This is a genomic window from Streptomyces sp. NPDC051907 (assembly GCF_040681075.1).
GTDB lineage: Bacteria > Actinomycetota > Actinomycetes > Streptomycetales > Streptomycetaceae > Streptomyces.
Genome location: NZ_JBFAYB010000005.1, coordinates 181116 through 207977, shown reverse-complemented (window position 1 = coordinate 207977; position 26862 = coordinate 181116). Strand labels below are relative to the sequence as shown.

Annotated in this window: 20 protein-coding genes and 1 pseudogene; 8 read left to right on the top strand and 13 right to left on the bottom strand. The window is 72.1% G+C overall.

Annotated features, from left to right (window positions below):
* Window positions 1-335: 335 nt before the first annotated feature.
* Together fahA and AB0M39_RS05800 are read right to left on the bottom strand one after the other, a co-directional pair.
* Window positions 336-1562, bottom strand: coding sequence for a fumarylacetoacetase (fahA, locus tag AB0M39_RS05805; protein WP_365360531.1), 1227 nt, complete (start codon window positions 1560-1562; stop codon window positions 336-338).
* Window positions 1563-1720: 158 nt separating this feature from the next.
* On the bottom strand, window positions 1721-3913 hold the full coding sequence (locus tag AB0M39_RS05800) for a CocE/NonD family hydrolase (protein ID WP_365360529.1): 2193 nt from the start codon (window positions 3911-3913) through the stop codon (window positions 1721-1723).
* A 156-nt stretch (window positions 3914-4069) separates the two neighbouring features.
* Between AB0M39_RS05800 and AB0M39_RS05795 the strand changes: the two genes are divergently transcribed.
* The 5 genes from AB0M39_RS05795 (at window position 4070) to AB0M39_RS05775 (ending at window position 10126) form a co-directional block, all read left to right on the top strand.
* Window positions 4070-5080 carry a polyprenyl synthetase family protein gene (locus tag AB0M39_RS05795; protein WP_365360527.1) on the top strand — a complete coding sequence of 337 codons (1011 nt, stop codon included), beginning with the start codon at window positions 4070-4072 and terminating at the stop codon, window positions 5078-5080.
* Window positions 5081-5277: 197 nt separating this feature from the next.
* Entirely contained in the window at window positions 5278-6267 is a 990-nt protein-coding gene (locus tag AB0M39_RS05790) for a CHRD domain-containing protein (RefSeq protein WP_365360525.1), read from the top strand.
* 200 nt (window positions 6268-6467) lie between these two features.
* On the top strand, window positions 6468-7718 hold the full coding sequence (locus tag AB0M39_RS05785; protein WP_365360523.1) for a DUF2092 domain-containing protein: 1251 nt from the start codon (window positions 6468-6470) through the stop codon (window positions 7716-7718).
* 523 nt (window positions 7719-8241) lie between these two features.
* Window positions 8242-9180, top strand: coding sequence for an ABC transporter ATP-binding protein (locus AB0M39_RS05780; protein ID WP_365360521.1), 939 nt, complete (start codon window positions 8242-8244; stop codon window positions 9178-9180).
* Window positions 9167-10126, top strand: a complete 960-nt coding sequence (locus tag AB0M39_RS05775) for an ABC transporter permease subunit (protein ID WP_365360519.1) — start codon at window positions 9167-9169, stop codon at window positions 10124-10126. Before AB0M39_RS05780 ends, AB0M39_RS05775 begins: the two co-directional genes overlap by 14 nt.
* A gap of 61 nt (window positions 10127-10187) precedes the next feature.
* Here AB0M39_RS05775 and AB0M39_RS05770 read toward each other — a convergent pair whose 3' ends face one another.
* Window positions 10188-10784 carry an NAD(P)H-dependent oxidoreductase gene (locus AB0M39_RS05770; protein ID WP_365360517.1) on the bottom strand — a complete coding sequence of 199 codons (597 nt, stop codon included), beginning with the start codon at window positions 10782-10784 and terminating at the stop codon, window positions 10188-10190.
* A gap of 116 nt (window positions 10785-10900) precedes the next feature.
* Complete coding sequence (locus AB0M39_RS05765) at window positions 10901-12238, bottom strand: M28 family metallopeptidase (protein WP_365360515.1); 1338 nt, start codon at window positions 12236-12238, stop codon at window positions 10901-10903.
* Between the two features lie 371 nt (window positions 12239-12609).
* Between AB0M39_RS05765 and AB0M39_RS05760 the strand changes: the two are divergent.
* A pseudogene (locus tag AB0M39_RS05760) lies at window positions 12610-13188 on the top strand (TetR/AcrR family transcriptional regulator); the annotation flags it as partial.
* A 182-nt stretch (window positions 13189-13370) separates the two neighbouring features.
* Window positions 13371-14852: an MFS transporter gene (locus tag AB0M39_RS05755; RefSeq protein ID WP_365360513.1), complete on the top strand. Its 1482-nt coding sequence runs from the start codon at window positions 13371-13373 to the stop codon at window positions 14850-14852.
* A gap of 68 nt (window positions 14853-14920) precedes the next feature.
* Here AB0M39_RS05755 and AB0M39_RS05750 read toward each other — a convergent pair whose 3' ends face one another.
* The 4 genes from AB0M39_RS05750 to AB0M39_RS05735 form a co-directional block, all read right to left on the bottom strand.
* The gene (locus tag AB0M39_RS05750; protein ID WP_365360511.1) at window positions 14921-15367 is read right to left on the bottom strand and encodes a VOC family protein; all 447 of its coding nucleotides are present in this window, start codon (window positions 15365-15367) and stop codon (window positions 14921-14923) included.
* A gap of 99 nt (window positions 15368-15466) precedes the next feature.
* Window positions 15467-16240, bottom strand: coding sequence for a hypothetical protein (locus AB0M39_RS05745; RefSeq protein WP_365360509.1), 774 nt, complete (start codon window positions 16238-16240; stop codon window positions 15467-15469).
* A gap of 159 nt (window positions 16241-16399) precedes the next feature.
* Window positions 16400-17545 (bottom strand): EamA family transporter RarD, encoded by a 1146-nt coding sequence (gene rarD / locus AB0M39_RS05740; protein WP_365360507.1) that lies wholly within the window; start codon window positions 17543-17545, stop codon window positions 16400-16402.
* Window positions 17546-17665: 120 nt separating this feature from the next.
* Entirely contained in the window at window positions 17666-18532 is an 867-nt protein-coding gene (locus tag AB0M39_RS05735; protein WP_365360505.1) for an SDR family oxidoreductase, read from the bottom strand.
* A 91-nt stretch (window positions 18533-18623) separates the two neighbouring features.
* On the opposite strand from AB0M39_RS05735, the gene AB0M39_RS05730 reads away from it, so the two are divergent.
* Window positions 18624-19058, top strand: a complete 435-nt coding sequence (locus AB0M39_RS05730; RefSeq protein ID WP_365360503.1) for a helix-turn-helix domain-containing protein — start codon at window positions 18624-18626, stop codon at window positions 19056-19058.
* 173 nt (window positions 19059-19231) lie between these two features.
* Here the strand turns inward: AB0M39_RS05730 and AB0M39_RS05725 are convergent, their stop codons facing one another.
* The 5 genes from AB0M39_RS05725 to AB0M39_RS05705 form a co-directional block, all read right to left on the bottom strand.
* Window positions 19232-20293 (bottom strand): 2-oxoacid:ferredoxin oxidoreductase subunit beta, encoded by a 1062-nt coding sequence (locus AB0M39_RS05725; RefSeq protein WP_365360501.1) that lies wholly within the window; start codon window positions 20291-20293, stop codon window positions 19232-19234.
* The gene (locus AB0M39_RS05720; RefSeq protein ID WP_365360499.1) at window positions 20286-22223 is read right to left on the bottom strand and encodes a 2-oxoacid:acceptor oxidoreductase subunit alpha; all 1938 of its coding nucleotides are present in this window, start codon (window positions 22221-22223) and stop codon (window positions 20286-20288) included. Before AB0M39_RS05720 ends, AB0M39_RS05725 begins: the two co-directional genes overlap by 8 nt.
* A 248-nt stretch (window positions 22224-22471) precedes the next feature.
* Window positions 22472-23131: a response regulator transcription factor gene (locus AB0M39_RS05715; RefSeq protein WP_365360537.1), complete on the bottom strand. Its 660-nt coding sequence runs from the start codon at window positions 23129-23131 to the stop codon at window positions 22472-22474.
* Window positions 23132-23572: 441 nt separating this feature from the next.
* On the bottom strand, window positions 23573-24883 hold the full coding sequence (locus AB0M39_RS05710) for a sensor domain-containing protein (RefSeq protein WP_365360535.1): 1311 nt from the start codon (window positions 24881-24883) through the stop codon (window positions 23573-23575).
* A gap of 449 nt (window positions 24884-25332) precedes the next feature.
* The gene (locus tag AB0M39_RS05705; RefSeq protein WP_365360497.1) at window positions 25333-26508 is read right to left on the bottom strand and encodes a sensor domain-containing protein; all 1176 of its coding nucleotides are present in this window, start codon (window positions 26506-26508) and stop codon (window positions 25333-25335) included.
* Window positions 26509-26862: the final 354 nt, after the last annotated feature.

The following is a 26862-nucleotide window of genomic DNA, read 5'->3' as shown; positions in this document are numbered from 1 at the left end:
GGGGGGCGCGCGGCGCCCCCGGGCGGGCGGCGCCGGGGGGGGGGGCCCGCCCCCGCCGGGGGGGGGGGGGGGGGGGGGCGCCCCCCTCGTCTGCGGCGGGCTTTTCCCCCACCCCGCCCCTCCCCGAACCCGGAGGCTCCGCCCCCGGACCCCGGTACGGCCTGCGGCCGTGTCCTCAATCGCCGGACGGGCTGAATAATCAGCCCGTCCGGCGCTTGAGGACCGCACTCAGCCCCGCCGGCGTTTGAGGCGAACCCGAGCCCCGTCGGCGGCCGAGCTGCACTTCCAGCCCCGCCGGCGTTTGAGGCGGACCCCCCGCATAGGGGAGACCGTGGCTACGGGCGCGGTGTCACGCGGCCCGTCACCTCGCCCAGGCCCACCTTGACGCCGTCCGCGCCCGGCGCCCACGCCCGCATCGTCACCACGTCGCCGTCTTCCAGGAACGTCCGCTTGCCCTCGGGGAGGTCGATCGGGTCGCGGCCGTTCCAGGTGAGTTCCAGCAGGGAGCCGCGCTGGGCGACCTCGGGGCCGCTGACCGTGCCGGAGCCGAAGAGGTCGCCTGTGCGCAGCGACGCGCCGTTCACCGTCATGTGGGCCAGCTGCTGCGCCGCCGTCCAGTACATCGTCGAGAACGGCGGCTCGGCCACCACATGGCCGTTGATCTCCACCGTGATCCGCACGTCGAAGCCGCCCGGCTCCTCCTCCGCGGAGTCGTCGAGGTAGGGGAGCAGGTCGAAGTCCCTGGCCGGCGGGGCGACGCGGGCCGCGTCCAGGGCCTCCAGCGGGGTCACCCACGCCGACACCGACGTGGCGAAGGACTTGCCGAGGAACGGTCCCAGCGGCACGTACTCCCACGCCTGGATGTCCCGCGCCGACCAGTCGTTGAGCAGCGAGAGCCCGAAGACGTGCTCGCGGAAGTCCCCGAGCGCGACCGGCTCGCCCAGCTCGGAGGGCCTGCCGACGAGGAAGCCGACCTCCGCCTCGATGTCGAGCTTGGTCGACGGGCCGAAGACCGGGGCCGGGTCGGAGGGGGCCTTGCGCTGGCCGGAGGGGCGCACCACGTCCGTGCCGGAGACGACGACCGTGCCCGACCTGCCGTGGTAGCCGATCGGCAGGTGCTTCCAGTTCGGCGTCAGCGCATCCCCGTCCGGGCGGAACATCCGGCCGACGTTGGTGGCGTGGTGCTCGCTGGCGTAGAAGTCGACGTAGTCCGCGACCTCGTACGGCAGGTGCAGCGTGACCGCGTCCAGCGGATGGAGCAGCGGCTCTATGTCGGCCCGGTGGGCGGGCACCGTGACCCAGGCGGTGAGCGCCCGGCGCACATCGCGCCAGGCGGTGCGGCCGGCGGCCAGCAGAGGGTTGAGGCTCGGCTGGGCCAGCAGGGCCGCGTAGGGGGAGCCGAGGGCGTGCGCCGCCGCGCCCGCGTCGAGCACATGGCCGCCGATGCGGACGCCGAGCCGGCGGCGGTCGGGCTCGTCGGCCGTGGTGAAGACGCCGTACGGGAGGTTGTGCGGGCCGAAGGGGTCACCCTCGGCCAGATCGAGCGGGCTCTGCTCGGGCATCGGTGCTTGCCTCGCTTTCCACTTCCACAGGTGTGGGTGACACGTTACGTGGCGGTCGTTCCGGCCCGGCAGGGCGCCGGTCCGCACGGAGTCTCCCCACTCCTCCCCCTCCCGTATCCCCTCTTGTACCCCCTTACGTATCCGTCGCGTGTCCCCGTTCAGCCGGCCAGCCGGGGGATGCGCTTCTCCCACGTGCGGTGGAAGACGATCTCGGTCCCGTCCTTGCAGACGACCTCGTCGACGGCGATGAAGTCGTCCGCGTCGCAGGTGATTTCGGAGCGCGTCTCGATCCGCGCGTCCCAGCCCAGCTCCGGCCGGTGCAGCCGGATCGTCCAGGTGGATCTGGCGTGGGCGGAGAGCGGGTCGTCCTCCTGGATGGTGTACGTCTCCAGGGCGTCCTCGGTGAACTCGAGCCCGTCCGGGTAGGCGCGCGTGCCGCCGTAGCGGGGGTCGACCTCCAGCCGCCATTCGCCCTTGGCCACGTCCCGTACGACCAGCCGCTCTGGGCGCTGCTCGTCGAGCGTGACGGGGATGACGACGGGGAGCGGCTCGGCCTGCTCGGGCGCCTCGAACGCGACGGCGGCCTCGGCGCGCTCGGCGGTCTGAGCGTTCTCGGTGGCCTCGGCATCCTCGGTGGGCTCGGTTGGCTCGCGTACGGGGAGCTCCAGGCGGGAGCCCGCCGGGTCCAGGGTGAAGCCCGCCGCGTCGGCCGGCGGCCAGATCCACGGCCAGTACGCGCTGGAGAGGGACAGCCGGATGCGGTGGCCGGGGCGGAAGGCGTGGCCGATGGCGTTCAGCTCGAAGGCTGCCTCCTCCGTCGCGCCCGGCGGCCAGGGGTCGGCGCGCTCGTCGCCGCGGCGGGCGGAGAGGTCGAGCGCGCCCCGGGTGACCAGGGTGGAGGAGCCGTCCGGGGCGACGTCGCAGATCCGGGCGACGGCCAGGCCGTACGGCGCGTCCATGCGCAGCCGCAGCGTCACCCGGGGGCGGCCGAGGATCTCGATCGGATCGCCCGTTACGGGGAATTCGAAGCACGCGGAGCGCGCGTCCTCCTCGCGCTGGTCGGGCGGCAGGTCGGCGTCGTTCCCCACGGGCGTGAAGCGGCCCGCGTCCACGCCGGTGTGCTGCGGGGAGTGGACGAGCACCGGCTCGCCGCCCAGGGCGTAGGGGACGGTCGTGACGTGCGGGGAGGGCCAGGCGGCGTCGCCGACCCAGCGGCCCGGCGGGTGGAGGGCGGCGGGCGGGTGCGACTGGCCGATCCAGGAGCGCAGCAACGGCTCGGCCATCACATCGCGCGCGCGGCTGGGGGAGACGTGGCCGGGGGAGACGTCTTCGGCGGAGACGCCGCCGACGGAGAGGCCGTCGGCAGATGCCTCCTGCGAGGCAGGGCCCTGAGACCCCGCGCCCTCCGCCCCCGCGCCCTCCGCTCCCGTCTCCCCCGCGCCCTCCTTGAGGTGCCGGTCCCACCAGCGCAGCGTCTCCTGGAGGAAGCCGATCGCCGGGCCCGGCGAGTCTCCCCGGTCCGGGTACTGCTGGGGCCACGGACCGATCACCCCGCGCACCCGGTCCGGCGGCAGATGCTCGACCAGGCGCAGCACCGTGTCGCGGTGCGGATCGTGCCAGCCGCCCACCGCGAGCACCGCCGCCCGGACGGCGGAGTAGTCCTCGCGGACGCTGCCGTGTCTCCAGTAGTCGTCGCGGAGCCGGTGGCCGAGCCAGGTGTGGACGGGAGGGGACAGGGCCTCCAGCCGCCCCAGCCACATCTCGCGCCAGCGGTCGCCGACGTAGAGCGGGTCGGGCGGGCGGCAGGCGAAGGCCAGCAGGGAGGCGGCCCAGGCGTGCGTGCCGGCGGCGAGCACGGCGCCGCCCAGGTAGCGCCCGTCGTCGTCATAGCGGTCGTCGGTCGAGCAGACCGTGACGACCGCCTTGAGCGGCTCGGGCGCGAGCGCCGCGATCTGGAGGGCGTTGGAGCCGCCCCACGAGATCCCGAACATGCCGACGCGGCCCGTGCACCAGGGCTGGGCGGCCAGCCACTCGATCACCTCGACGCCGTCGGCGAGCTCGGTCGCGTCGTACTCGTCGCCCGGCAGGCCCTCGCTGTTCCCGTGTCCGCGCACGTCGACCCGAACGGAGGCATAGCCGTGGCCCGCGTACCAGGGGTGCCGCTGGCCGTCGCGGGGCGCGGTCCAGTCGGTGAGCCGGTCGGGCAGGTATTCGAGGAGCGCGGGGACGGGCTCGTCGGCGAGCGGCCGCCAGATCCGCGCGTACAGCCTCGTCCCGTCGCGCAGGGGGATGCGGACGTCCTCGTGGGAGGTCTCGTACGGGAAGGACGTACGGATGCGGGTTCCGGACAATGGGCCCACTCCTGGTCGTATGAGTTGATCACGAACATACCGGGGTCGGCGGGAAGGTGCCCACGGTGATCGAAAGGCGACCGGATACGCTGACTTGAGTGAATCCAGCGACACATCGACAATCCGTGTGATCGTCAGCAGACAGGAGAACCCCTCGTGACCGTCGTCGGGCCGTTCGGGCTGAGCGTGCGGGACCAGGCTCTCGAGGCCGATGTCCAGACCGGGTTGTCGGCTGTCGAGGCGGGGCTGCTCGACGCCACCAAGAGCGAGGTGCCCTTCATCACGGAGGCCGCCCAGCACCTCGTGCGTGCGGGGGGCAAGCGCTTCCGGCCGCTGCTGGTGATGCTGGCCGCCCAGTTCGGCGACCCGTACGCGCCGGGTGTCGTGCCCTCGGCCGTCGTCGTCGAGCTCACCCATCTGGCGACGCTGTACCACGACGACGTGATGGACGAGGCCGACGTGCGCCGCGGCGTGGACAGCGCCAACGTCCGCTGGGGCAACTCGGTGGCGGTGCTGACCGGCGACTTCCTGTTCGCCCGTGCCTCGCACATCCTGGCCGACCTGGGGCCCGAGGCCGTGCGCATCCAGGCGGAGGCGTTCGAGCGGCTGGTCACCGGCCAGATCCTGGAGACGGCGGGCCCGCGGGACGGCCAGGAGCCGGTCGAGCACTACCTCGACGTGCTCGGCGGCAAGACGGGCTCGCTGGTCGCCGTCTCGACGCGGTTCGGCGCGATGATGTCCGGCGCGGACGAGACCGTCGTGGACGTCCTGACGCAGTACGGCGAGCGCCTCGGCGTCGCCTTCCAGCTCGCGGACGACGTCCTCGACATCGCGTCCGACTCGCACGAGTCGGGCAAGACCCCGGGCACCGACCTGCGCGAGGGCATCCCGACGCTGCCGGTGCTCCATCTGCGCGCCCAGGCCGCCGCCTTCGAACGGCCGGCCGATCTGAAGCTGGTCGAGCTGATCGACGGCGATCTGACGGACGACGCCCGGCACGCCGAGGCGCTGCGGCTGCTGCGCGACCACCCGGCGCTGGAGCAGGCCAGGCGGGACACCGTGCGGTACGCGGAGGAGGCGCGGGCGACGCTCGCCCCGCTGCCCGAGTGCTACGCGAAGGCGGCTCTGGAGGAGCTCTGCGACGCGGTGGTCCACCGGGCGGGCTGAGGCCTCTCCGCTCCCTTTCCGGTTCGGTGCCGTTCCGGCTCGGCGACGTCCACCGCGTGCGCCGACGTTCTTCACTCTCAGTAGTGAATCCGTGACGCAGGTCACATTCTGGATTGAGTCCCCTGGGGGACCCGACCCGTACTCCCGTACAGAAGCCGACGCAAGGGGCGTCGGCGTCCGTACGGGGAGATCTCACGATGAAGCGCACCAAGGCCATCCGTGCCGGCGCGACCGCCTGCGCCGCCGCAGCCGTCGTCGCCCTCACCGCCCTGCCCGCCTCCGCGACCGACGGCGGCGGTGGTGGTGCGAGCAGCGGCACCGCGCAGGCGCTCTTCGTGGCCAGTCTGCGCGGCGCCAACGAGGTGCCGGCGCCGGGCGGTCCTGCGGTCGGCGACCATGACGCGGCCGCGCTGGAGTTCGTGAGGGTCAAGGGGGACAGGGTGTCCGTGGCCGTGAAGTGGCGGGGCGCCGACAAGCCGACCGCGCTCCATATCCACCAGGGCCCGAAGGGCGCCAACGGCGGCGTCAAGGTCGACTTCACCTCCGTGCTCGCCCAGGGCGAGCGGGCGGACAAGGGCTGGTCGGGCACGGGCTGGTCGGGCACGGCCACCGGCACGGTCGAGGTCGCGGACAAGGCGTTCCTCGCCGCGTTCCAGCAGGACCCGAACGCCTTCTACGCCAATCTGCACACCGCCCAGTTCCCGGGCGGGGCGGTCCGCGGCCAGTTCCACAGGGTGACGGGCGCCTCCTCCTCGCCCTCCTCGTCTTCCTTCGCCGACGTGCTCGACAGCTTCCAGGCCTCGGTGATCCGGGGCCGGCAGATCTACGAGTGCAAGAAGGGCCAGGACGGGAAGCTCTCCTTCCAGCAGCGCGATGTGCGGGCCGTGCTCGGCCGCGGCGTCGCCCACTCCTTCACCGCGCCGAACTCCGGCACGCCGCAGTGGATCGCGCCCGACCGCAGCGCGGTGACCGGCGCGCTGATCAGCAGGACGCCCAACGGTGCCGAGAACATCCCCGAGTTGAACATCAAGGCGACGCCCTCCGGCGCGAAGAAGGGGCTCTTCGCCCACACCCAGGAGATCTTCCGGCTGAACACGGTGGGCGGCGTCGCACCGGCCGGGACCTGCGCCGAAGGCGCCGTCGTCGGCGTCCCCTACGGGGCCGACTACGTCTTCGTCCAGAAGTAGCCCCGCCCGGGCGGTCCCGCGCCGCACGCCACCGGCGGCTCGGCGCGCGGCGCCTTCCCCTACTGGTTGGGGGAGAAACCGCGTCATCCTGTCATCCCAGAGCAGTACGACAAGTTGCTCCCGCGGTCTGACGCTTCTGCACATCCCTTTTGGTCAGATGAATACACCACCCCTGACCAACCACGGAGGTAGGGCACACCATGGCACCGAACGACAGCGCACAGACCACCGAAGAGGCCAAGGACCTCGCAGCGGGCCGCCGCAAGGCGGCGCGGTACGCGGTCCCGGTCGCGGTGGCCGGGGTGGCGGCGGCGACCATCGGGCTCGTCCCGGCGCTCGCGGCCTCCTCGGACCCCGATCTGCCGAAGATCAGCGCGCAGCAGCTCATCGAGAAGATGGCCGCGTCGGACGCCCAGCAGCTGTCCGGCACGGTGAAGATCAGCACCGACCTAGGCCTGCCGTCCCTCGGCGGCCTCGCCGACCTGGGCGGCGGCTCGTTCGGCCCCAAGGGCGGAGACGGCGGCGAGGGCTCGTCCGCCGACCCCCAGAGCAAGCTCATGGGGCTCGCCTCCGGCACCCACACCCTGCGGATCGCGGCCGACGGCCCCGAGAAGCAGAAGGTGTCGATCCTGGAGGACTCGGCCGAGTACAGCCTGATCCGCAACGGCGACGACGTCTGGGGCTACGACAGCGCCTCGAACGAGGTGTTCCACGCCAAGGAGCAGGGCGCGGGCAAGGGCCACGAGTCCCCGGGGCCCAAGGACCTCCCGACCACGCCCAAGGACCTCGCCGAAGAGGCGCTGAAGGCGGCGGAGGGCACCACCACGGTGACCGTCGACGGCACGTCACAGGTGGCCGGGCGCGATGCGTACCAGCTGGTCATCAAGCCGAAGCAGGACGGCTCGACGGTCGGCTCGATCAAGGTCGCGGTGGACGCGGAGAACGGCGTGCCGCTGAAGTTCACGCTCGTGCCGAGCAGCGGCGGCAAGGCCGTGATCGACGTGGGCTACACCAAGGTCGACTTCTCCAAGCCGTCCGCGTCGACCTTCGACTTCGCCCCGCCCAAGGGCGCGAAGGTCACCGAGGCCGACGAGCTGGAGAAGGAGCACGCCAAGGAGTTCGACAAGGAGTTCGGCAAGGGCGCGAAGGCGGATGAGTTCAAGGGCATGGAGGAGTTCTCCGGTCTGAACGTCATCGGGGAGGGCTGGACCTCCATCGCCGCGTTCGAGGCGCCCGGCGGCGAGGCCCTCACCGCGCCGAAGGACGGCGAAGTGCCGCCGGAGGCCGGCAAGTTCCTCGATGCGCTCGGCGACAAGGTCGAGGGCGACTTCGGCTCGGGCACGGTCTTCAAGACCCGCCTGGTCAACGCCCTGATGACGGACGACGGCAAGGTCTACGTCGGCGCGGTGACGAAGGACGCGCTGATCAAGGCGGCGAACGACGCGAAGTGAGGGGGGTGCGGGGTGGGGCGGCTCGCCCGGCCGGGCCGGGCTGGGCAGGGCTGGCCCGCCTCCGGGCGGGCCTGGGCCCGGTAGGCCCGCGTCCGGGCGGGCCCGCGTCGGGATGGGCCCGCGCCCGGGACAGGTCCGCGTCCGGACAGCCCGTGTCCAGACAGGTCCGCGCCCGGGCAAGCCCGCCTCCGGGCAGGTCTGCGTCCAGACAGGCCCGAGGCCGGGCCGGGCCGTCGCTCGCGCGACGTGCCCGGGTAGGTCTGCGCCGGGGTAGGCCCGCCTCCAGACAGGCCCGAGCCGGGCCGTCGCTCGCGGCGACGCGTCCGGGTAGGCCCGTGTCCGGGCGGGCCTTCGCCCGGTAGGTCCGCGTCCGGACAGTCCGGGTCCAGACAGGTCCGCGCCCGGGCAGGCCCGCGTCCGTAAGCCCGCGTCCCGGCACCGCAGACACACACAGCGATCCGCCCCGTCGTACGCTCCGTACGGCGGGGCGGATCGCTGACCGACAGGAACGGGGGACCCGTAGATGACAGCCGTCATTGAGACGCGCGGACTCACCAAGCGCTACCGAGGCGGGCAGTTGGCCGTCGACCGGCTCGATCTCAGCGTGCCCGGCGGCAGCGTCTTCGGCTTCCTCGGCCCCAACGGCTCGGGCAAGACGACCACCATCCGGATGCTCATGGGCCTGATCGAGCCCACCGCCGGCAGCGCCTCGCTCCTCGGGCAGCCGGTGCCCCGCTCCGTACGCACCGTGCTGCCGCATGTGGGCGCGCTCATCGAGGGACCGGCGCTCTACGGCTTCCTCAGCGGCCGCGACAACCTGGTGCGGTACGACTCCGCCGACCCGAGCGCCGACCCCCGCACCCGGCGCGCCCGCGTGGCCGCCGCGCTGGACAGGGTCGGGCTGACGCAGGCGGCGGGCAAGAAGGCCAAGGCGTACTCGCTGGGCATGAAGCAGCGCCTGGGCCTGGCGTCCGCGCTGCTCCAGCCCCGCCGGCTGCTGGTGCTCGACGAGCCGACCAACGGTCTCGACCCGCAGGGGATGCGCGAGATCCGCTCCCTGGTCAGGGAGCTGGCGGCGGACGGCACCACCGTCTTCCTCTCCTCGCATCTGCTGGACGAGATCGAGCAGGTCTGCACGCACGCGGCGGTGATGGCCCAGGGCAGGCTGCTCGTCCAGGGCCCGGTCGCCGACCTCGCGGCGGGCGCCCGCGGCCGGCTGGTCGTCGCCACGCCCGATCCGGGCGACGCCGCCCGGGTGCTCAAGGAGTTCCAGATCGCCGATCTGAGCGTCGAGGAGGAGCGGGTGACCGGCGAGGCGCCGGCCCAGGACGTGGAGCTGGCGGAGGTCAACGCGGCGCTGGTGCGGGCGGGCGTACGGGTACGGGGGTTCGGGATCGAGCGCGCGTCGTTGGAGGACGCCTTCGTCGCGCTGACCGGGGAGGGCTTCGATGTCGCAGGCTGACACGGGTGACGCGGTCGACACCGCTGGCAAGGCTGACACCGCTGGCACGGCTGACACCACGGCTGACACCGCTCGCACGGCGGGGGAGACGTCGAACGCGCGGACGGCGAGCCCCTTGTGGACGTTCGGGCTGTTCCGCTCCGAGCTCACGATCACCTTCCGCCGCTGGCGCACCCTCGCGCTGCTGGGCGTGCTCGCCGCCGTGCCCGTGCTGATCGGCGTCGCCGTGAAGATCGAGACGGGCGACGGCGGATCGGCCGGCGACGGCGGCGGGGGACCGGCGTTCATCACGCAGATCACCAACAACGGCCTGTTCCTCGTCTTCGCCGCGCTCGCCGCGACCCTGCCGGTGTTCCTGCCGATGACGGTCGGCGTGGTGGCGGGCGACTCCGTCGCCGGCGAGGCGAACTCCGGCACCCTGCGCTATCTGCTGGTCGCGCCCGCCGGACGCACCCGGCTGCTGCTCGCCAAGTTCGTCGCCGCCTGCGCGTTCTGCCTGGCCGCGACGCTGGTCGTGGCGGTGTCCGCGCTGGCGGTCGGCGCGCTGCTCTTCCCGCTCGGCGACGTCACGACGATCTCCGGCACCCAGATCAGCTTCGGGGAGGGGCTGCTGCGGGCGCTGCTGATCGCCGTCGTCGTCGCGGCCTCGCTGGTCGGCTTCGTGGCGCTCGGGCTGTTCGTGTCTACGGTCACGGGCAGCGGAGTCGCGGCGATGGCGACGACGGTCGGCCTGCTGATCACCGTGCAGATCCTGGGCGCGATCCCGCAGCTGCACGCGATCCACCCCTATCTCTTCCCGCACTACTGGCAGTCGTTCACCGACCTGCTGCGCGAGCCGGTCTACTGGGACGAGGTGGTGAAGAACCTCGGCCTGCAGGGGCTCTACGCGGCGGTGTTCGGGTCGGCGGCGTGGGCTCGTTTCACGGCGAAGGACGTCACGGCGTAGGGGCGGGGGTCGCGATCACGGCGTAGCGGCGGTCGCGATCACGGTGCGGCGACCGTCGCGATCAGGGCGCGGCAGCGGGTTCCTCGACCGGTGCCTCTACCGGCGCCTCGACGCGTGCGAAGAACTCCTTGGCGTCCACGAGGGCCCGTGCGTCGTGGAGCACGTCGCCGGGCCGGGTGCCGTTGCCCAGCAGAGCGCCGCCCCACTCCATCTTCATGTACTCGGCGATGATGCTCAGCGTCCCGAGCAGCGGGTCGGCGTCCGACCGGTCGCTGCTGCCGTGGGCGGTGACGCCCCACAGGGTGCGGCCGGCCATCCGGGGCTTGAAGTCCAGTCCGGGCTCGCGCATCCAGCCCGCCCAGTGGTCGAGGTAGCGCTTGACCGGGGTGGAGAGGGTGTACCAGTACAGCGGCGAGGCGATGACCAGGTCGGTCGCCCACAGGGTCGCGTCCAGCAGGGTCGCGGCGTTGCCGGTGGGCGTGGGGTGGCCGTCGTCGGCGTGGCGCAGATCCTCGTACTCGGGCAGCGGCAGGTCGGCCAGACGCAGCCAGCGCTGCTCGGCCCCGGCTGGGAGGTGCTCGGCGGCCAGCCGGGCCAGGGTCTCGGTGTTGCCGTCGGTACGGCTGCTGCCCAGCAGGAACAGGAACGTCCGCGTCATGGCGGGTTACCCCCTTCGGTGAGAACGCGACTGCATGCGCGTGCAGTATATGCACACGCATGCAGTCAGTGGGGGGTGGCAGCTTGTGGAGACGGTCCGCGGAGCTTGGAACGGGCCTAGAAGGTGAGCTTCCAGCTGTCGATGTAGCCGGTGTCCTGCGCGGCCACGTCCTGGACGCGGAGCTTCCAGTCGCCGTTGGCGGCCTCGCTGGAGGCGTTCACGGTGTAGGTGGCGATGACGTTGTCGGCCGAGTCGTTGCCGCTGGAGTTCTTCAGCCGGTACGCGGTCCCGTCGGGCGCGAGCAGGTCGACGACCAGGTCGCCGCGCCAGGTGTGCTTGATGTCCACGCCGACCTTGAGGGCGGCGGGGGCGTTGCCGGTACGGCCGGTGACGGCGACGTTCGAGGTGACGGCCGCGCCGTTGTCCGGGATGGAGACGTCGGCGGTGTTCTCGTAGACGTCGCCGGGCGGGACGGTCGGCTCGGTGCCCAGCGTCCAGACGGCGTGGGCGACGGCGTCGCTGTTGCGGTCCAGCGCGGTGTCGTTGATGTTCGACGTGGAGTCGCAGGACGAGTGGTAGCAGCGGTCGAAGGCCTGGCCGGCCGTGCCGCCCCACTTCTGCGCCTGGGCCGCGGACTTCGTGCGGCTCGCGCCGGTGAACAGACCGCCGACCGGGATGCCGACGTTCTTGAACGACGCGTGGTCGGAGCGGCCGTCGCCCTCGGTCTCGATCTCGGTCGCGACGCCCAGTCCCGCGTAGAAGTCCTTGAAGGTCTTCTCGATCGTGGGATCGTCGTCGTAGACGAAGTAGCCGGGGTTCGGCGAGCCGATCATGTCGAAGTTCAGATAGCCGGAGACCTTCGAGCGCTCGGCGGTCGGCAGGTTGTTGACGTAGTACCGCGAGCCGACCAGGCCGAGCTCCTCGGCGCCCCACCAGCCGAAGCGCAGATGCTTCGTGGGCTTGAGCTGGGCGCGGGAGACGGCGAGCGCGGTCTCGAGCACGGCGGCGGAGCCGGAGCCGTTGTCGTTGATGCCCGCGCCGGAGGTGACGGAGTCGAGGTGCGCGCCGGCCATGAGGACCTGGTTCGGGTCGCCGCCGGGCCAGTCGGCGATCAGGTTGTAGCCGGTGGCGCCGCTCGAGGTGAACTGCTGGATCGTGGTGGTGTATCCGGCGGCGTCGAGCTTGGCCTTCACATAGTCGAGGGAGGCCTTGTAGCCGGCCCGGCCGTGGGCGCGGTTGCCGCCGTTGGCGGCGGCTATGGAGCCGAACTGCGAGAGGTGGGCCTTGACGTTGGCCAGGGGTATGTCGGGCGCGGCGGCTGCGCGCTCCGCGGCCTGCGGCTGTGCGGCGGCGGGTGCGGCGGCGGTGGGCTGCGCCGCTGCGGCGCCCGCGAGCAGCCCGGCCAGGGCTATCGCGGCGACGGCGGCGGTACGTCTGGGAGCGGAGAGGTTCATGTGGGGGCTCCGAATTCCGTATGGGGACAGGACGGAACGTGCGAGACGCCCCGGGATGGCGGGTCCCGGGACGCTGGAGCTGTGGTGCGCAGTGCGTGCTGAATGTTCAGTGAGAGTTTGACCCACCGTCAAGGGCGCAATCCGGTCAGGCATGTTCGGATGCCGGACGCAGGCCTGTGACGTGGTGTAACGGGAGGCCGTCCCGGCTCAAGAGGAGGCAGCTCGGCGGGTGTTGAGCGCTCCGCCGGAGGGTGCCGGGGCTTCGGGCGCGGCGGAGGGCGGCGGGCCGGGCGCCTTGAGAAGCGGAGGCGGGAGGGGGCTCGTGCGCGGACGGGTAGACACTGTCTACGGCCCCCTGGTAGACAGTGTCTATGAGCGAAGAACAGGACACGGGCCTCCGGTCCCGTCTGGTGGCCGTCGGCGTCGAACTGGTAGCCAGGGAAGGGGTGCAGGCCTTGACCCTGCGGGAGATCGCCCGCCAGGCCGGGGTCTCCCACGGCGCGCCCCGCCGCTACTTCCCCACCCACCTGGAGCTGCTGTCCGCCATCGCCCGGCAGGGCTTCGCCGACCTGGCGGCCCGGGTCGCGGGAGCGCTGGACGACAGCGAGGAGAGCCCCCGCGCGCAGGTGGCGACGCTGGCGCGGATCTACGTGGACTTCGCGCGGACCGACCGCGGGATGTTCGAGCTGATGTTCCGTCACGACCTGCTGGAGAGCGGCGAGCTCGGCCTGCGCGAGAGGACCCTGCCGCTCTTCGGCGTGCTCGTGGACCTGGTCGCCCGGGTGCGGCCGCAGGCGCAGGCGCGCACCGTCGCGGGCGCGCTGTGGGCGAACCTGCACGGCGTGGCGCAGCTGTGGGGGTGGGGGAGCCTCCAGCTGGCGACAGGCGCGGACGACGTCGAGCCCCTGCTGCGAGCGGCGCTGGACGCGCACCTGGGCGAGGAGCTCCGGCCTGGCGGCGAGGAGTCCCGGCCGGTCGGCGAGGAGTCCCGGCCGGTCGGCGAGGCCGCCCGGCCCGGCGACAAGGAGCCTCGGCCCGCCGACGACGATCACCGCGCCGGCGAGGAACCCTGGTCCGGCGAGGAGGCGCCCGGCACGGCTGCGGGCGCTCAGCTCCGGGGGCAGGCCCCCCGATGAACCGCGCTCTCGTGCTCACGGCCAGCATCACCGGCGCCGTGATCGTCGCCCTCGACGGAACCGCGCTGACGGTCGCGCAGCCCAGCATGCAGCGAAGCCTCGACGCCACGTTCGTCCAGGTCCAGTGGACCAGCACCGCCTATCTGATCGCGGTCGCGAGCCTGCTCGTCTTCGCCGGCCGCCTCGGCGACCGATACGGTCACCGGCGGGTCTTCGGCATCGGCGTGCTCGGCTTCGCGGCCACGTCGGCGGCCATCGGCTTCGCGACGGACGTCCGCTGGGTCATCGGACTCCGGGCCGCCCAGGGCGTCTTCGGCGCGCTGCTGCAGCCCGCCACCCTCGGGATGCTGCGCGCGTCCTACCCGAGCGAACGGCTCGGCATGGCCATCGCGCTGCGCACGAGCGCGATCGGCCTGGCGGCCGCGACCGGCCCGCTCGTCGGCGGCGCGCTCGCCGCGCAGCTGGGCTGGCGCTGGGTGTTCTTCCTCAGCGTCGTCCCCGCGCTCGCCGTGGGGGCCGTGGCCCTGGCCGTCCGCACGCCGGAGCCCCGCGACGGCGCCGCACCCGGGTTCGACCTGCCCGGCGCCTGCCTGCTGGCCGCGGCCCTGGCGGGTCTGGTGCACACCCTGGTGGGCGTGCCGGAGGCGGGCTGGACGACGGCGACCGGGCTGAGCCTGGCCGTGGCGACGGCCGCAGGCATCGCCTTCGTACGGCACGAGCGGCGTACGGCGAGTCCGCTGATCCCGTCGAGCGTCTTCCGGTCGCGGGCGGTCTCCTCGGCGCTCGGGGTCCTGCTGTGCGCGTCGTCGGCGCTGTTCGGGGCGCTGTTCCTCGGTACGTACTTCCTCCAGGAGGCGCGCGGGCTGGACCCGTTGGGCAGCGCCGTGGCGGGGCTGCCGCTGGCCGTGACGATGGTCCTGGGCGCACCGGTCAGCGCCGGGCTCCAGCGCAGGCTCGGGCCGCGCCGGACGGCCGTGGCGGGGATGGCCCTCGTCGCCCTCGGGGTGTTCCTGCTGTCCCGGCTCGACCAGACGTCGTCGTACGCGACGATCGGCGCGGGCTTCCTGGTCCTGGGCGCTGGGTTCGTCGCGGTGATGGTCACGGCGACGGCGGTCGTCGTGCATGCGGCGTCCGTGTCCACCGCCGGCGTCTCCGGCGGCCTCCAGCAGACGGCGATGAACGTCGGCCCGGCGCTGGGGGTGGCCGCAGCGACGATGCTGATGACCTTCTGGGCCCCGGCCGACGTCCGTCCGCCCGGTGCCGAGGGCCCACGCTGGAGTGCCGAGGCGTTCGTCTCCGGAATGGGGCCCGCGCTGACGGCGCTGGCGGCGGTGGGGGTGCTGGGCGCGCTGCTGGCGACCAGGATCGAGGACGGCGCGACCCACCGGGCGGCCCCCGACGGCGACCGGCAGCCGGCCTCGCGGTCGTCCGGGGCGCCTTCTCAACGGGACGCGAGCGCCGATAAGTCGCGCTCCTGACGCGGACGACGGTCGGCGGCCCCCCTTGAATTCACCCAGAGTCGGGGCTCATCCATGCGGAGCCGGGGCTACACCACGCAGAACTCGTTCCCTTCGGGGTCCGCCATCGTCGTCCACGCGCCCGTCGGCTCGTCCACGTCGTACAGCCTCGTCGCCCCCAGCGCCTCCAGCCGCGCCACCTCCGCGGCCCGGCCCTCGGCGCCGATGTGGAGGTCGAGATGGAGGCGGTTCTTCGTGGACTTCTTCTCTGGGACCCGCTGGAAGAGGAGCCGACGGCCCCGGCCCATGGCGTTCTCGTCGACGGGGTCGTCGGGGTGGCGCAGCCCCGCGTAGTCGCGCCAGGCTTCGCGGTCGCGCCACTGGAGCGTCGAGTCGTCCGGAAGCCGGCCGCTGTCCCGGAGGGCGACGATCAGGACGCTGTGGTCCTCGACCTCGTAGCCGAGGGCAGCCGCCCAGAAGTCGGCCGTGGCGTGCGGGTCGGACGTATCGATGACCAGTGTCCAGTCGGTCGTCATGCAACCAGTCAGGGGTCGCGTGAGCGAGCCTGCAAGAGGACTGACCCGTACGCAGCAGGAGGGTGCCCCGGCACGGGCGGCGTGTCGAGGCCGGTCGGGTCACATGGGGTCGACGTCCCCGGGCCCGGGCGGGCCCTTCGGCTGTGGAGGCTCGTACCACCGTGAGCTCGGCGGCGCCTCGTGCTCCGCGCTCGCGAGCCAGCGCTCCCAGCGGCGGCGCATCGGGCCGATGAGACCGCCGCCGACGCCCACGATCAGGATCCCCGCGACGGTGGCCAGCGCGGCGGTGAGGAGCGGGCCGGTCACGGACGTCGCGATCTCCGCCTGGCCGAGGGCCGCGAACACCCCGAGCGAGACGATCGACGCCCAGGCCGCGGTGGACGCGGCCCTGCCGTACGACCTCTCGCTCAGCGCAGCCCGCACGATCTCGCGCACCGCCCGGGCGAGGGCCAGCGCGACGAGCAGGATCACGGTCGCCACGACCGCCTTCGGCAGCCAGGCGACGACGCTGTCGATCATGTGGCTGACCGGGTTGGGCCCGAAGACGCCGAAGGCGAGCTGGAGGACGACGAGCAGGAGTCCGTAGTAGACGACTTTGACGAGGAGGCCGGTCGCGTCGTACCCGGAACCCCTCAGCGCGTCGGCGGCGCCGCTGCGCTCGGAGAGCCTCTCGAAGCCCGCGCGGCGCAGCAGCCGGTCCCCGACGCGGGCGATGAGCCGGGCGATCAGCCAGCCGACGAGGAGGACGAGGAGGAAGGCGACGAGCTTGGGGAGGAAGCGCGCGACGGACGACCAGGCGTCGGTGAGTCCCTGGCCGAAGTCGACGGAGAGGGCGAGGGCGGGGCGGGGGGTAGGGGGCGGGGGCGTGGCCACCTACTGGTCGTAGCACCGGGGGCGCCGCCGAGCCTGTGGGGGGAGGGGGAGTTGGGCCGTACGGGGCGGGAATCCCCCCGACGGCCCTTCCTCGCCAGTCCCGTTCAGTCCCGCTTCAGTCCCGTTCGGCCGCGTTCAGCCCGGTGGCAGGCGGGCCGGTCAGTCGCCGGCAGGGCTTCCCGCTGCGGCCGCCGGCGCGTCCTTGGGGGAGAGCCGCGCTGCCGGGGCCTGGGCCGGGGCTTGGGCCGTTGCCGGATTCTGCGCCGGCGCCAGCGCTTGGACCTCGACTTGGGCCTGGACTTGGGCCTGGACTTGAGCCTGGACTCGGGCCGGATCCTTCGCCAGCGCCTCGACCTCGACCCGCTCCTGCGCCTGGAGCTGCGCCTTCGCCTGGGCGATCGCTCGCGCCGCCTCCGCCTTGGACCGCCGCGCCGTCCGCAGCGCGTCCCATGTCAGGCACGTCAGCGCCAGCCAGACCAGCGCGAATCCCGCCCACCGCTCCGCCGGCATCGCCTCATGGAAGTAGACGACGCCCAGCAGGAACTGGAAGACCGGCGCCAGGTACTGCAGCAGTCCCAGCGTCGAGAGCGGAACGCGGATCGCCGCCGCGCCGAAGCAGACCAGCGGGATCGCTGTCACCAGGCCGGTCGCCGCCAGCAGAGCCGCATGGCCGCCGCCCTGCGCGCCGAAGGTCGATCCGCCGTCGGCCGACAGCCACAGCAGGAACGCGAGCGCGGGCAGGAACTGGATCGCGGTCTCCGCCGCCAGCGACTCCAGGCCGCCGATGTTGACCTTCTTCTTGACCAGGCCGTACACGGCGAAGGAGAACGCGAGCGTCAGCGAGATCCAGGGCGGCTGTCCGTAGCCGATCGCCAGCACCACGACCGCCGCGAGGCCGATGCCGACCGCCGCCCACTGCGCCGGGCGCAGCCGCTCCTTCAGGAGCAGCACGCCCATGGCGATGGTGACCAGCGGGTTGATGAAGTAGCCGAGCGACGCCTCGACGACATGGCCGGTGTTGACGGACCAGATGTACAGGCCCCAGTTGACCGTGATGACCGTCGCGGCGACGGCGATGAGCCCCAGCTTCCGGGGGCTGCGTATCAGCTCGCGGATCCAGCCCCACCGCTTGAGGGCCAGCAGCGCGATGCCGACGACGGCCAGGGACCAGACCATCCGGTGGGCGAGGATCTCCACCGACCCGGCCGGCTTCAGCAGCGGCCAGAAGAGGGGGACCAGGCCCCACATCCCGTAGGCACCGATCCCGTACAGCAGTCCTGCTCGCTGTTCGCTCTCCGACTTCACTGACCCCTCCTGCCCTGCGCGCGCGTACCTCGTCGAAGGTACGCCGAGCAAGCCGGGATGTCATGCCCGTATCGCCATACGGTCATGACGGAGCGGTCATGGCCGCAGGCGGTCAGGCGGTCACCTCGCCGTGGCGAGCGCCGCCGAGACCGAATCGGCCAGCGGCGTCGTCGGTCGTCCGGTCAGTCGGGCCAGATCGCCCGACCTGCGCTCCAGCAGCCCCCGCCCGACCGCCGCGTCGACGTCCACGAGGATCTCGGCGAACGGCTCAGGAACGCCCGCCCCGGTCAGGACTCCCAGATGCGTCTGGGCCGGGACGTCGCGGTACTCGATCGTCCGGCCGGTCTGACGCGACAGCTCCGCGGCGTACTCCGCGAAGGACCAGGCCACATCGCCGCTCAGCTCGTACGCCTGGCCCAGGTGGCCCTCGCCGGTCAGCACCGCGGCCGCCGCCGCGGCGTAGTCGGCGCGCGCGGCCGAGGCGACCCGGCCCTCGCCGGCGCTCGCGACGACCGCTCCGTGCTCCAGCACGGGGGCGAGGTGCTCGGTGTAGTTCTCGGTGTACCAGCCGTTGCGCAGCAGCGTGTACGGCAGCCCGGAGCCGAGGATCAGCTCCTCGGTGGCCTTGTGCTCGGCGGCCAGCTGGAAGTCGGCGTCCGGGCCGCCGAGCACGCCGGTGTACGCGAGCTGCGCGACGCCCGCCGCCTTCGCCGCGTCGATCACGGCGGTGTGCTGGGCCACGCGCTGACCGACCTCGCTGCCGGAGATCAGCAGGACGCGGTCGCCGGCCCGGAACGCCCCGGCCAGCGTCTCGGGCTCGCTGTAGTCGGCGATGCGCAGCTCGACGCCGCGCGCGGCGAGGCCGGCGGCCTTGTCCTTGTTCCGTACGACGGCGGCGATCTGGTCGGCGGGGACTTCGGCGGCCAGCAGGGCGTCTATGACGAGACGGCCGAGGGCGCCGGTGGCGCCGGTGACGACGATGCTCATGGGTGATTTCTCCGTTTCAGGCGGTTACGGAGCTCACCCTACGGCGCGCACTAACTTCCAGAAAGTACCCACTTTGAAGTAAGGTACTGGCATGGCCGTAAGTAGGATCGAGAAGATTCCGGGGGCGACCCCCGACGTCACCCAGCCGATGTGCCCCTCGCGGCTGATCCTCGAGCACGTCACCAGCCGCTGGGGCGTGCTCGTGCTGGCGACGCTGCTCGAACGCTCGTACCGCTTCAGCGAGCTGCGCCGCACGGTCGGCGGGGTCAGCGAGAAGATGCTCGCCCAGACCCTCCAGACGCTGGAGCGCGACGGCTTCGTGCACCGGGACGCCAAGCCGGTGATCCCGCCGCGCGTCGACTACACGCTGACGGAGCTCGGCAAGGAGGCGGCCGAGCAGGTGTGGGGGCTCGCGCGCTGGACGGAGAGGCGTACGGCGGAGGTGTTCGCCGCGCGCGAGGCGTACGACGAGGCCAAGTCCGCCGAGTCCGAGGCCGCCGGCGGGGAGCGGACCGCTGGGCGGTGAGGCGCCAGGGGAGCGGCGTGCGCGCGGCTTCGAGGCGCGAGCCAAAGGCCAGGGGTCAGCGGCTAGGGGCCAGGGGTCAGCGGCTAGGAGTCAGGGGCCAGGGGCTCTCGGAGTGAGCCCCTGACCTTGTGTGGAGCGGCGACGGTCAGCCGACGACCATCAGCCCCCGCCCGTCAGCCGACGACCGTCCAGGTGTCGTTGCCCGCGAGCAGCGCGGCCAAGTCGCCCTTGCCGTTCTGCTCGATCGCGGCGTCGAGCTGCTCGGACATCTGCGTGTCGTACACCGCCCGCTCCACGCTGCGCAGCACCCCGATGGGCGTGTGGTGCAGGGTGTCCGGGTCGGCGAGCCGCGAGAGCGCGAACGCCGTGGTGGGGCTGGCGCTGTGCGCGTCGTGGACCAGGATCCGGCTCTCGTTCTCCGGCGTGACGGCGACGACCTTCAGATCGCCCGTCTCCGGGTCGCGCACGACGCCCTTGTGCCCGTTGGCGCCGAAGCGGATCGGCTGCCCGTGCTCCAGCCGGATGACCGCTTCCTCGGCCTGCTGCTTGTCCTTGAGGACCTCGAACGCGCCGTCGTTGAAGATGTTGCAGTTCTGGTAGATCTCCACCAGCGCCGTGCCCTGGTGGTCGGCTGCCTGGCGCAGCACCTCGGTCAGGTGCTTGCGGTCGGAGTCGACCGTGCGGGCCACGAAGGACGCCTCGGCGCCGATCGCCAGCGACACCGGGTTGAAGGGCGCGTCCAGCGAGCCCATCGGCGTCGACTTGGTGATCTTGCCGACCTCGGAGGTCGGGCTGTACTGGCCCTTGGTGAGCCCGTAGATCCGGTTGTTGAAGAGCAGGATCTTCAGGTTGACGTTCCGTCGCAGGGCGTGGATCAGGTGGTTTCCGCCGATGGAGAGTGCGTCGCCGTCGCCCGTGACGACCCAGACGGACAGGTCGCGGCGCGAGGAGGCGAGGCCGGTCGCGATGGCGGGGGCGCGGCCGTGGATGGAGTGCATCCCGTAGGTGTTCATGTAGTACGGGAAGCGGGAGGAGCAGCCGATTCCGGAGACGAAGACGATGTTCTCCTTGGCCAGTCCCAGCTCGGGCATGAAGCCCTGCACGGCGGCGAGGATCGCGTAGTCGCCGCAGCCCGGGCACCAGCGCACTTCCTGATCGGACTTGAAGTCCTTCATGGACTGCTTGGCCTCGGCCTTGGGAACCAGGGAGAGCACGGAAGACGCCGTCTCAGTCATTGATGGCCTCCTTGAGAGCCGAGGCGAGCTGCTCGGCCTTGAACGGCATGCCGTTGACCTGGTTGTAGCTGTTCGCGTCGACCAGATACCTCGCGCGGATCAGCGTCGCGAGCTGGCCGAGGTTCATCTCGGGTACCACTACCTTGTCGTAACGCTCCAGAACCTCCCCGAGATTCCTCGGGAACGGGTTGAGGTGGCGCAGATGTGCCTGTGCGATCGGCTGCCCGGCGGCGCGCAGCCTGCGCACGGCGGCCGTGATCGGGCCGTAGGTCGAGCCCCAGCCGAGCACCAGCGTCTTCGCGCCGTGCGGGTCGTCGACCTCGAGGTCCGGGACCTCGATGTTGTCGATCTTGGACTGCCGGACGCGGACCATGAAGTCGTGGTTGGCGGGGTCGTACGAGATGTTGCCGCTGCCGTCCTGCTTCTCGATGCCGCCGATACGGTGCTCGAGTCCGGGCGTGCCGGGGACCGCCCAGGGGCGGGCCAGCGTCTGCGGGTCGCGCTTGTACGGCCAGAAGACCTCGGAGCCGTCGTCGAGCCGGTGGTTGGGCCCGGTGGCGAACTGCACGCGCAGATCCGGGAGTTCGTCGACGTCGGGGATGCGCCACGGCTCGGAGCCGTTGGCCAGATAGCCGTCGCTCAGCAGGATGACGGGCGTGCGGTAGGCGAGGGCGATCCTGGCCGCCTCCAGCGCCGCGTCGAAGCAGTCGGCGGGCGTGCGGGGCGCGATGACCGGGACGGGGGCCTCGCCGTTGCGCCCGTACATCGCCTGGAGCAGGTCGGCCTGCTCGGTCTTGGTGGGCAGGCCGGTGGAGGGGCCGCCGCGCTGGATGTCCACGACCAGCAGCGGCAGCTCCAGCGAGACCGCGAGCCCGATCGTCTCGGACTTGAGCGCCACGCCCGGCCCCGAGGTGGTGGTGACGCCGAGCGCGCCGCCGAACGCCGCGCCCAGCGCCGCGCCGATGCCGGCGATCTCGTCCTCGGCCTGGAAGGTCCGCACGCCGAAGTTCTTGTGCTTGGAGAGCTCGTGCAGGATGTCGGAGGCCGGGGTGATGGGGTACGAGCCCAGGTAGAGCGGCAGGTCGGCCTGCTTGCTCGCGGCGATCAGGCCGTAGGAGAGGGCCAGGTTCCCGGAGATGTTGCGGTACGTGCCGGTGGGGAAGGCCGTGTTCGCGGGCGCGACCTCGTAGGAGACGGCGAAGTCCTCGGTCGTCTCGCCGAAGTTCCATCCGGCCCGGAAGGCCGTGATGTTCGCCTCGGCGATCTGCGGCTTCTTGGCGAACTTCGTCCGCAGGAAGGTCTCGGTTCCCTCGGTCGGCCGGTGGTACATCCAGCTCAGCAGCCCGAGCGCGAACATGTTCTTGGAGCGCTCGGCCTCCTTGCGGGAGAGCCCGAAATCCTTGAGCGCCTCGATCGTCAGCGTCGTCAGCGGCACCGGATGGACGTGGTACGCGGAGAGCGAGCCGTCCTCCAGCGGCGAGGTCTCGTACCCCACCTTGGCCATGGCCCGCTTGGCGAATTCATCCGTATTGACGATGATCTCGCCGCCGCGCGGCACATCGCCGATGTTCGCCTTGAGGGCGGCCGGGTTCATCGCGACGAGCACGTTCGGCGCGTCGCCCGGCGTGAGGATGTCGTGGTCGGCGAAGTGCAGCTGGAAGCTGGAGACGCCTGGCAGCGTGCCGGCGGGGGCGCGGATCTCGGCGGGGAAGTTCGGGAGGGTGGAGAGGTCGTTTCCGAACGACGCGGTCTCCGAGGTGAACCTGTCGCCCGTGAGCTGCATGCCGTCGCCGGAGTCACCCGCGAAGCGGATGATCACCCGGTCCAGTCGGCGGACTTCCTTCTCGCCGGCGGGCTTGCGCTGCTCGCCGACGACGGTTTCATTCGCATCGTCGGCCTGTTCGGCCGGGCTGCTGACCTGGCTGGTCACTGAACTGGACCTCCTTCGAGGCGGCTCCGTGGGCCTGGCCGGCCCACCGGCCGTCCCATGAGCCACCCTACGACCGTAGGGATGGCCTTCCCTGGACCGCTCATATGCTGGACGACGTTTTGAGACGCCCTGGTGTCCTGGTCTGCCATGGTTTGCTCGCCCCCGAGTCCTTCTGGTAAGACGCTCCCCGCTCATTGTTTGGTTCTAGGGCTGCCGACTCGCTCGATACCTGACAGAGTGTCAGTTAATTAGCTGTTCAGGTAGGTCAACACCGCCAGTACACGCCGGTGATCTCCGTCGCTGGGGGAGAGACCGAGCTTCAAGAAGATGTTGCTTACATGCTTCTCGACCGCTCCGTCGCTGACCACGAGCTGCTTGGCGACGGCGGAGTTCGTACGCCCCTCGGCCATCAGACCGAGTACCTCCCGCTCGCGCGGCGTGAGCCCGGCCAGCACGTCCTGCTTACGGCTCCGGCCCAGCAGCTGCGCCACGACCTCGGGGTCCAGCGCGGTACCGCCCCGGGCGACCCGCACCACGGCGTCCACGAACTCGCGCACCTCGGCGACGCGGTCCTTGAGGAGATATCCGACGCCGCGGCTGCTGCCCGCGAGCAGCTCGGTGGCGTACTGCTCCTCTACGTACTGCGACAGGACGAGCACCCCTATCCCGGGATACTCCTTCCGCAGCCGCACCGCGGCCCGCACGCCCTCGTCGGTATGCGTGGGCGGCATCCGCACGTCGGCGACGACCACATCGGGCAGCGCGTCCTGCCCGGCCAGATCGGCGACCGTCTTGATCAACGCGTCCGCGTCCCCCACCCCGGCGACGACATCGTGCCCACGGTCGGTCAGCAGCCGGGTCAGGCCCTCCCGAAGCAGCACTGAGTCCTCGGCGATGACCACCCGCACCCTGTCCTCCACAACCCTGAAGCCCCCATGTCGATGTACTTCCACCCCTGCTCAGACCAGCATCCCAGCATCGACACAGAATCGGGCCAGATTTCACCTGGCGGGAGAGTCACGCGCAACCAGTGAGCAGAGCCCGCCCGGCGAATCCCAGCCCGTCCGGCGTTTGAGGACGGACCTCCGGCTGGGGACCCAGCGCCCGCTTCGGCTGCCGAGGAGGGGGAACCCCAGCCCGTCCGGCGTTTGAGGACGGACCTCCAGCTGGGGACCCAGCGCCCACTTCGGCCGCCGAGACCGGGGAACCCCAGCCCTGTCCGGGGAACCTCAGCCCGTCCGGCGTTTGAGGACGGACCCCCAGCTGGGGACCCAGCGCCCACCTCGGCCGCCGAGACCGGGCAACCCCAGCCCGTCCGGCGCTTGAGGACAAGCCCCAGACCCCACCCCCTACCCCCTCCACGGCAGCTCCGCCGTAATCGCCGTCGGCCCCCCCACCGGCGAGTCCACCGCCAGAATCCCGTCCACCGCCCCCAGCCGCTCCGCGAGCCCCGCCATCCCGGAGCCCCCGTCCAGCCGCGCCCCGCCCCGCCCGTCGTCGGTGACCTGGAGCATCAGACGGTTGTCGGAGCGCCACACGTCGACGGTGGCGCGGCTCGCCTGCGCGTGCTTGCTGACGTTCTGCAGCAGCTCGGACACGGTGAAGTACGCGATGCCCTCGATCGCCGGCGCCGGCCGGAACGGCAGGTCCACCTCCACCGACACCGGCACCGTGCACCGCGAGGCCACCGCGGAGAGCGCCGCGTCCAGACCGCGGTCGGTCAGCACCGCGGGGTGGATGCCGCGCGCCAGGTCGCGCAGCTCCTGCAGCGCCACCTTCACCTCGCCGTGCGCCTCGTCCACCATCCGCGCCGCCGCGTCCGGGTCCTCCAGGAGCTTCTCTTTCGCGAGCCCGAGATCCATGGCGAGGGCGACGAGCCGGGCCTGCGCGCCGTCGTGCAGATCGCGCTCGATGCGCCGCAGGTCCGCCGCCGCCGTGTCGACGACGACGCCGCGGTCCGACTCGAGCTCCACGACGCGGCTGGCGAGCCTGGACGGGCCGAGCAGCCCGGCCACCATCAGCCGGTCCACGCTGGTCAGACCCCGTACGAGCCAGGGGCTGGCGAGCGTGAGAACCAGCCCGATCAGGCTGGTCACGGCCATCTCGAAGGGGCTGTCGAGGTAGAAGTTGTGCGTCCCGTCGCCGTACAGCTGGATGCCGTCCTGGCTGAGGTACGTCGGGAAGACCCAGGACCAGACCGGGTACAGCAGCAGCGCCCAGCCGGTGGCCCAGAACGTCAGCGCGACGCAGAAGGAGAAGACGGCCCAGGGGAAGTGGAGCATCCCGTAGAGGAGGTGCCGCCAGGAGACCCCGCTCTTGAGGACCGCGCCGACCCAGGACATCAGCCCGGGCTTGGCGGCCCGCACGGGCAGGGGGTCGCCGACGTCGACACGGAGCAGCCCGCGCGCCCGCGCCCGCTCCAGTACGCCGAGCCCGCGGCACCCGGCGAGGCCGGCGGCGAGGACGGGGATGCCGAGGAAGGTGACGAGCAGACCCGCGCTGAGGGAGACGATCGTGACGGCGAACGTGAAGAACACGATGCTGATCGGCAGGCTCAGCATCACGTACCCGAACTCGCGCCAGCTGCGGCCCTCGAACGGTGCGCGCAGTGCCGGAGGAAGGAAGTGGTCCCGGCGCTCCGGTCCGTACTCCATGGCCATCGGTGTGGTCCGTTCTGCTGCGATGCGGGCTGTCATGACTCAAGACTGCTGCGGCGGGCGGCTGCCCACCATGAGGGCGGTATCCGTCTTGGGCGGGGGGTTTTCCCCACCATGGGAGGGGGCGGAGGGCCCTGGTCTGCTGTGGCGCGAGTCTGCCGTGGGGCAGGGGTCGTGGGCACGACGGCGGGCTCCGGTCTGCTGTGGCGCAGGGGTCCCGGGCACGACGGCGGGCTCTGGTCTGCTGTGGCGCGAGTCTGCCGTGGCGCAGGGGTCCCGGGCGCGGCGGGGGCTCCGGTCGGCTGTGGCGCAGGGTCGCACGCACGACGGCGGGCTCCGGTCTGCTGTGGCGCAGGGTCCCGAGCACGGCGGCGGCCCCCACGGCAGGGGAGGCCGCGCCGCCGGGGCGTGGGGCAGCCCCTTGGCGCGAGCCGCGCCGCCGGGGGCTCGGCTCAGGCCTTCGCGCGCTCCCGCCACGGCAGCTCCGCCGTGACCGTCGTCGGCCCGCCCACCGGGGAGTCCAGGACGAACAGCCCGTCCACCGCCCCCAGCCGCTCCGCGAGCCCCGCCATCCCGGAGCCCCCGTCCAGCCGCGCCCCGCCCCGCCCGTCGTCGGTGACCTGGATCAGCAGCCGGTCGTTCGCCCGCCAGAGGTCCACCCTGGCGTTCGTCGCCTGGGCGTGCTTGCTGACGTTCTGGAGCAGCTCGGACACGGTGAAGTACGCGATGCCCTCGATCGCCTCGGCCGGCCGCTCCGTCAGGTCGACGGTGACCTTCACCGGGGCCGTGCAGCGGGAGGCGATCGACGAGAGCGCCGCGTCCAGGCCGCGGTCGGTCAGCACGGCGGGGTGGATGCCGCGCGCCAGGTCGCGCAGCTCCTGCAGCGCGAGCTTGACCTCGCCGTGAGCCTCGTCGACCATCGCCGACGCTGCCTCGGGGTCCTCCAGGAGCTTCTCCTTCGCGAGCCCGAGCCCCATGGCGAGGGCGACGAGGCGGGCCTGCGCGCCGTCGTGCAGATCGCGTTCGATGCGCCGCAGGTCCGCGGCGGCGGTGTCGACGACGATGCCGCGGTCGGACTCCAACTCGGCGATCCGCCGCTCCAGTTCGTCGGAGGGCGAGAGCAGGCCCCGCACCATCGCCCGGTCGACGTTGGTCAGCCCGCGGGCGATGAAGGGCAGTACGGGCCAGAGCACCAAGAGGCTGACGAGAGTGACGGCGAAGGTCAGCACGCCCCAGGGCAGCCGGACGAAGCAGTAGAGCACCGTCCGCCACGCCACCGGGTCCTTCACGCCGGCCCGCAGCCAGGGGAAGAAGCCCTCGCGAACGTGCGGGCTGTGCAGCGGACTGGGCTCCTCCACCCGTACGCCGAGCAGCGACCGGGCCCGGGACCGCTCAGCCTTGCCGATGCCGCGCGCCCCGGCGAGACCGGCGGCGAGCAGCGGCAGGCCGATCACAGTCACGGACAGTCCCACGCCGGTGAAAATCGTGAACGCGACGTAGACGAAGCCGATCAGCGCGACCGGCAGGTTGCAGAGGAGGTGGGCGACCTCCTTCCAGGTATGGCGTCCGAGGGCCAAGCGCGCTGGCGGCGGCCGGTCGTTGTCGGGTTCGGCAATGCTCGCGGTCATGGGCCCCAGCCTGCCCGGCCGCGTCTTCGCACGCCATGGGGTACATGGGTGGGATGAAGTAGGGATAACCCCACCGATGCGCGAGGGATGCGTGACGCGACTGCTTACGCTCTCTTTAGCAGGGCCTAGACTCCCGTGCGTACAGATCGTCGAACAGATCGCTATGGAGATCGCCGGGTCACAGAGCCGCTGATTGGCTGAACACCGAATCGCCGCGTCGCCGCGTCACCGCATTGCTGAATCAGCGGGGCACGGGATCGGCAGGAGTCGGGATCGGGATCAGTGGGACATGGGATCTCCGGACACGAGATCAGTGGGACACGGGATCTCTGGACACGGGATCACTTGATCACC

What these genes read in the sequence shown, in the direction of transcription:
- AB0M39_RS05770 (WP_365360517.1), bottom strand. Translation starts at nt 10,784, where the DNA reads ATGACGCGGACGTTCCTGTTCCTGCTGGGCAGCAGCCGTACCGACGGC.
- AB0M39_RS05790 (WP_365360525.1), top strand. Translation starts at nt 5,278, where the DNA reads ATGAAGCGCACCAAGGCCATCCGTGCCGGCGCGACCGCCTGCGCCGCC.
- AB0M39_RS05705 (WP_365360497.1), bottom strand. Translation starts at nt 26,508, where the DNA reads ATGACCGCGAGCATTGCCGAACCCGACAACGACCGGCCGCCGCCAGCG.
- AB0M39_RS05785 (WP_365360523.1), top strand. Translation starts at nt 6,468, where the DNA reads ATGGCACCGAACGACAGCGCACAGACCACCGAAGAGGCCAAGGACCTC.
- AB0M39_RS05775 (WP_365360519.1), top strand. Translation starts at nt 9,167, where the DNA reads ATGTCGCAGGCTGACACGGGTGACGCGGTCGACACCGCTGGCAAGGCT.
- AB0M39_RS05710 (WP_365360535.1), bottom strand. Translation starts at nt 24,883, where the DNA reads ATGGCCATGGAGTACGGACCGGAGCGCCGGGACCACTTCCTTCCTCCG.
- AB0M39_RS05755 (WP_365360513.1), top strand. Translation starts at nt 13,371, where the DNA reads ATGAACCGCGCTCTCGTGCTCACGGCCAGCATCACCGGCGCCGTGATC.
- AB0M39_RS05765 (WP_365360515.1), bottom strand. Translation starts at nt 12,238, where the DNA reads ATGAACCTCTCCGCTCCCAGACGTACCGCCGCCGTCGCCGCGATAGCC.
- AB0M39_RS05780 (WP_365360521.1), top strand. Translation starts at nt 8,242, where the DNA reads ATGACAGCCGTCATTGAGACGCGCGGACTCACCAAGCGCTACCGAGGC.
- AB0M39_RS05725 (WP_365360501.1), bottom strand. Translation starts at nt 20,293, where the DNA reads ATGACTGAGACGGCGTCTTCCGTGCTCTCCCTGGTTCCCAAGGCCGAG.
- fahA (WP_365360531.1), bottom strand. Translation starts at nt 1,562, where the DNA reads ATGCCCGAGCAGAGCCCGCTCGATCTGGCCGAGGGTGACCCCTTCGGC.
- AB0M39_RS05735 (WP_365360505.1), bottom strand. Translation starts at nt 18,532, where the DNA reads ATGAGCATCGTCGTCACCGGCGCCACCGGCGCCCTCGGCCGTCTCGTC.
- AB0M39_RS05730 (WP_365360503.1), top strand. Translation starts at nt 18,624, where the DNA reads ATGGCCGTAAGTAGGATCGAGAAGATTCCGGGGGCGACCCCCGACGTC.
- AB0M39_RS05750 (WP_365360511.1), bottom strand. Translation starts at nt 15,367, where the DNA reads ATGACGACCGACTGGACACTGGTCATCGATACGTCCGACCCGCACGCC.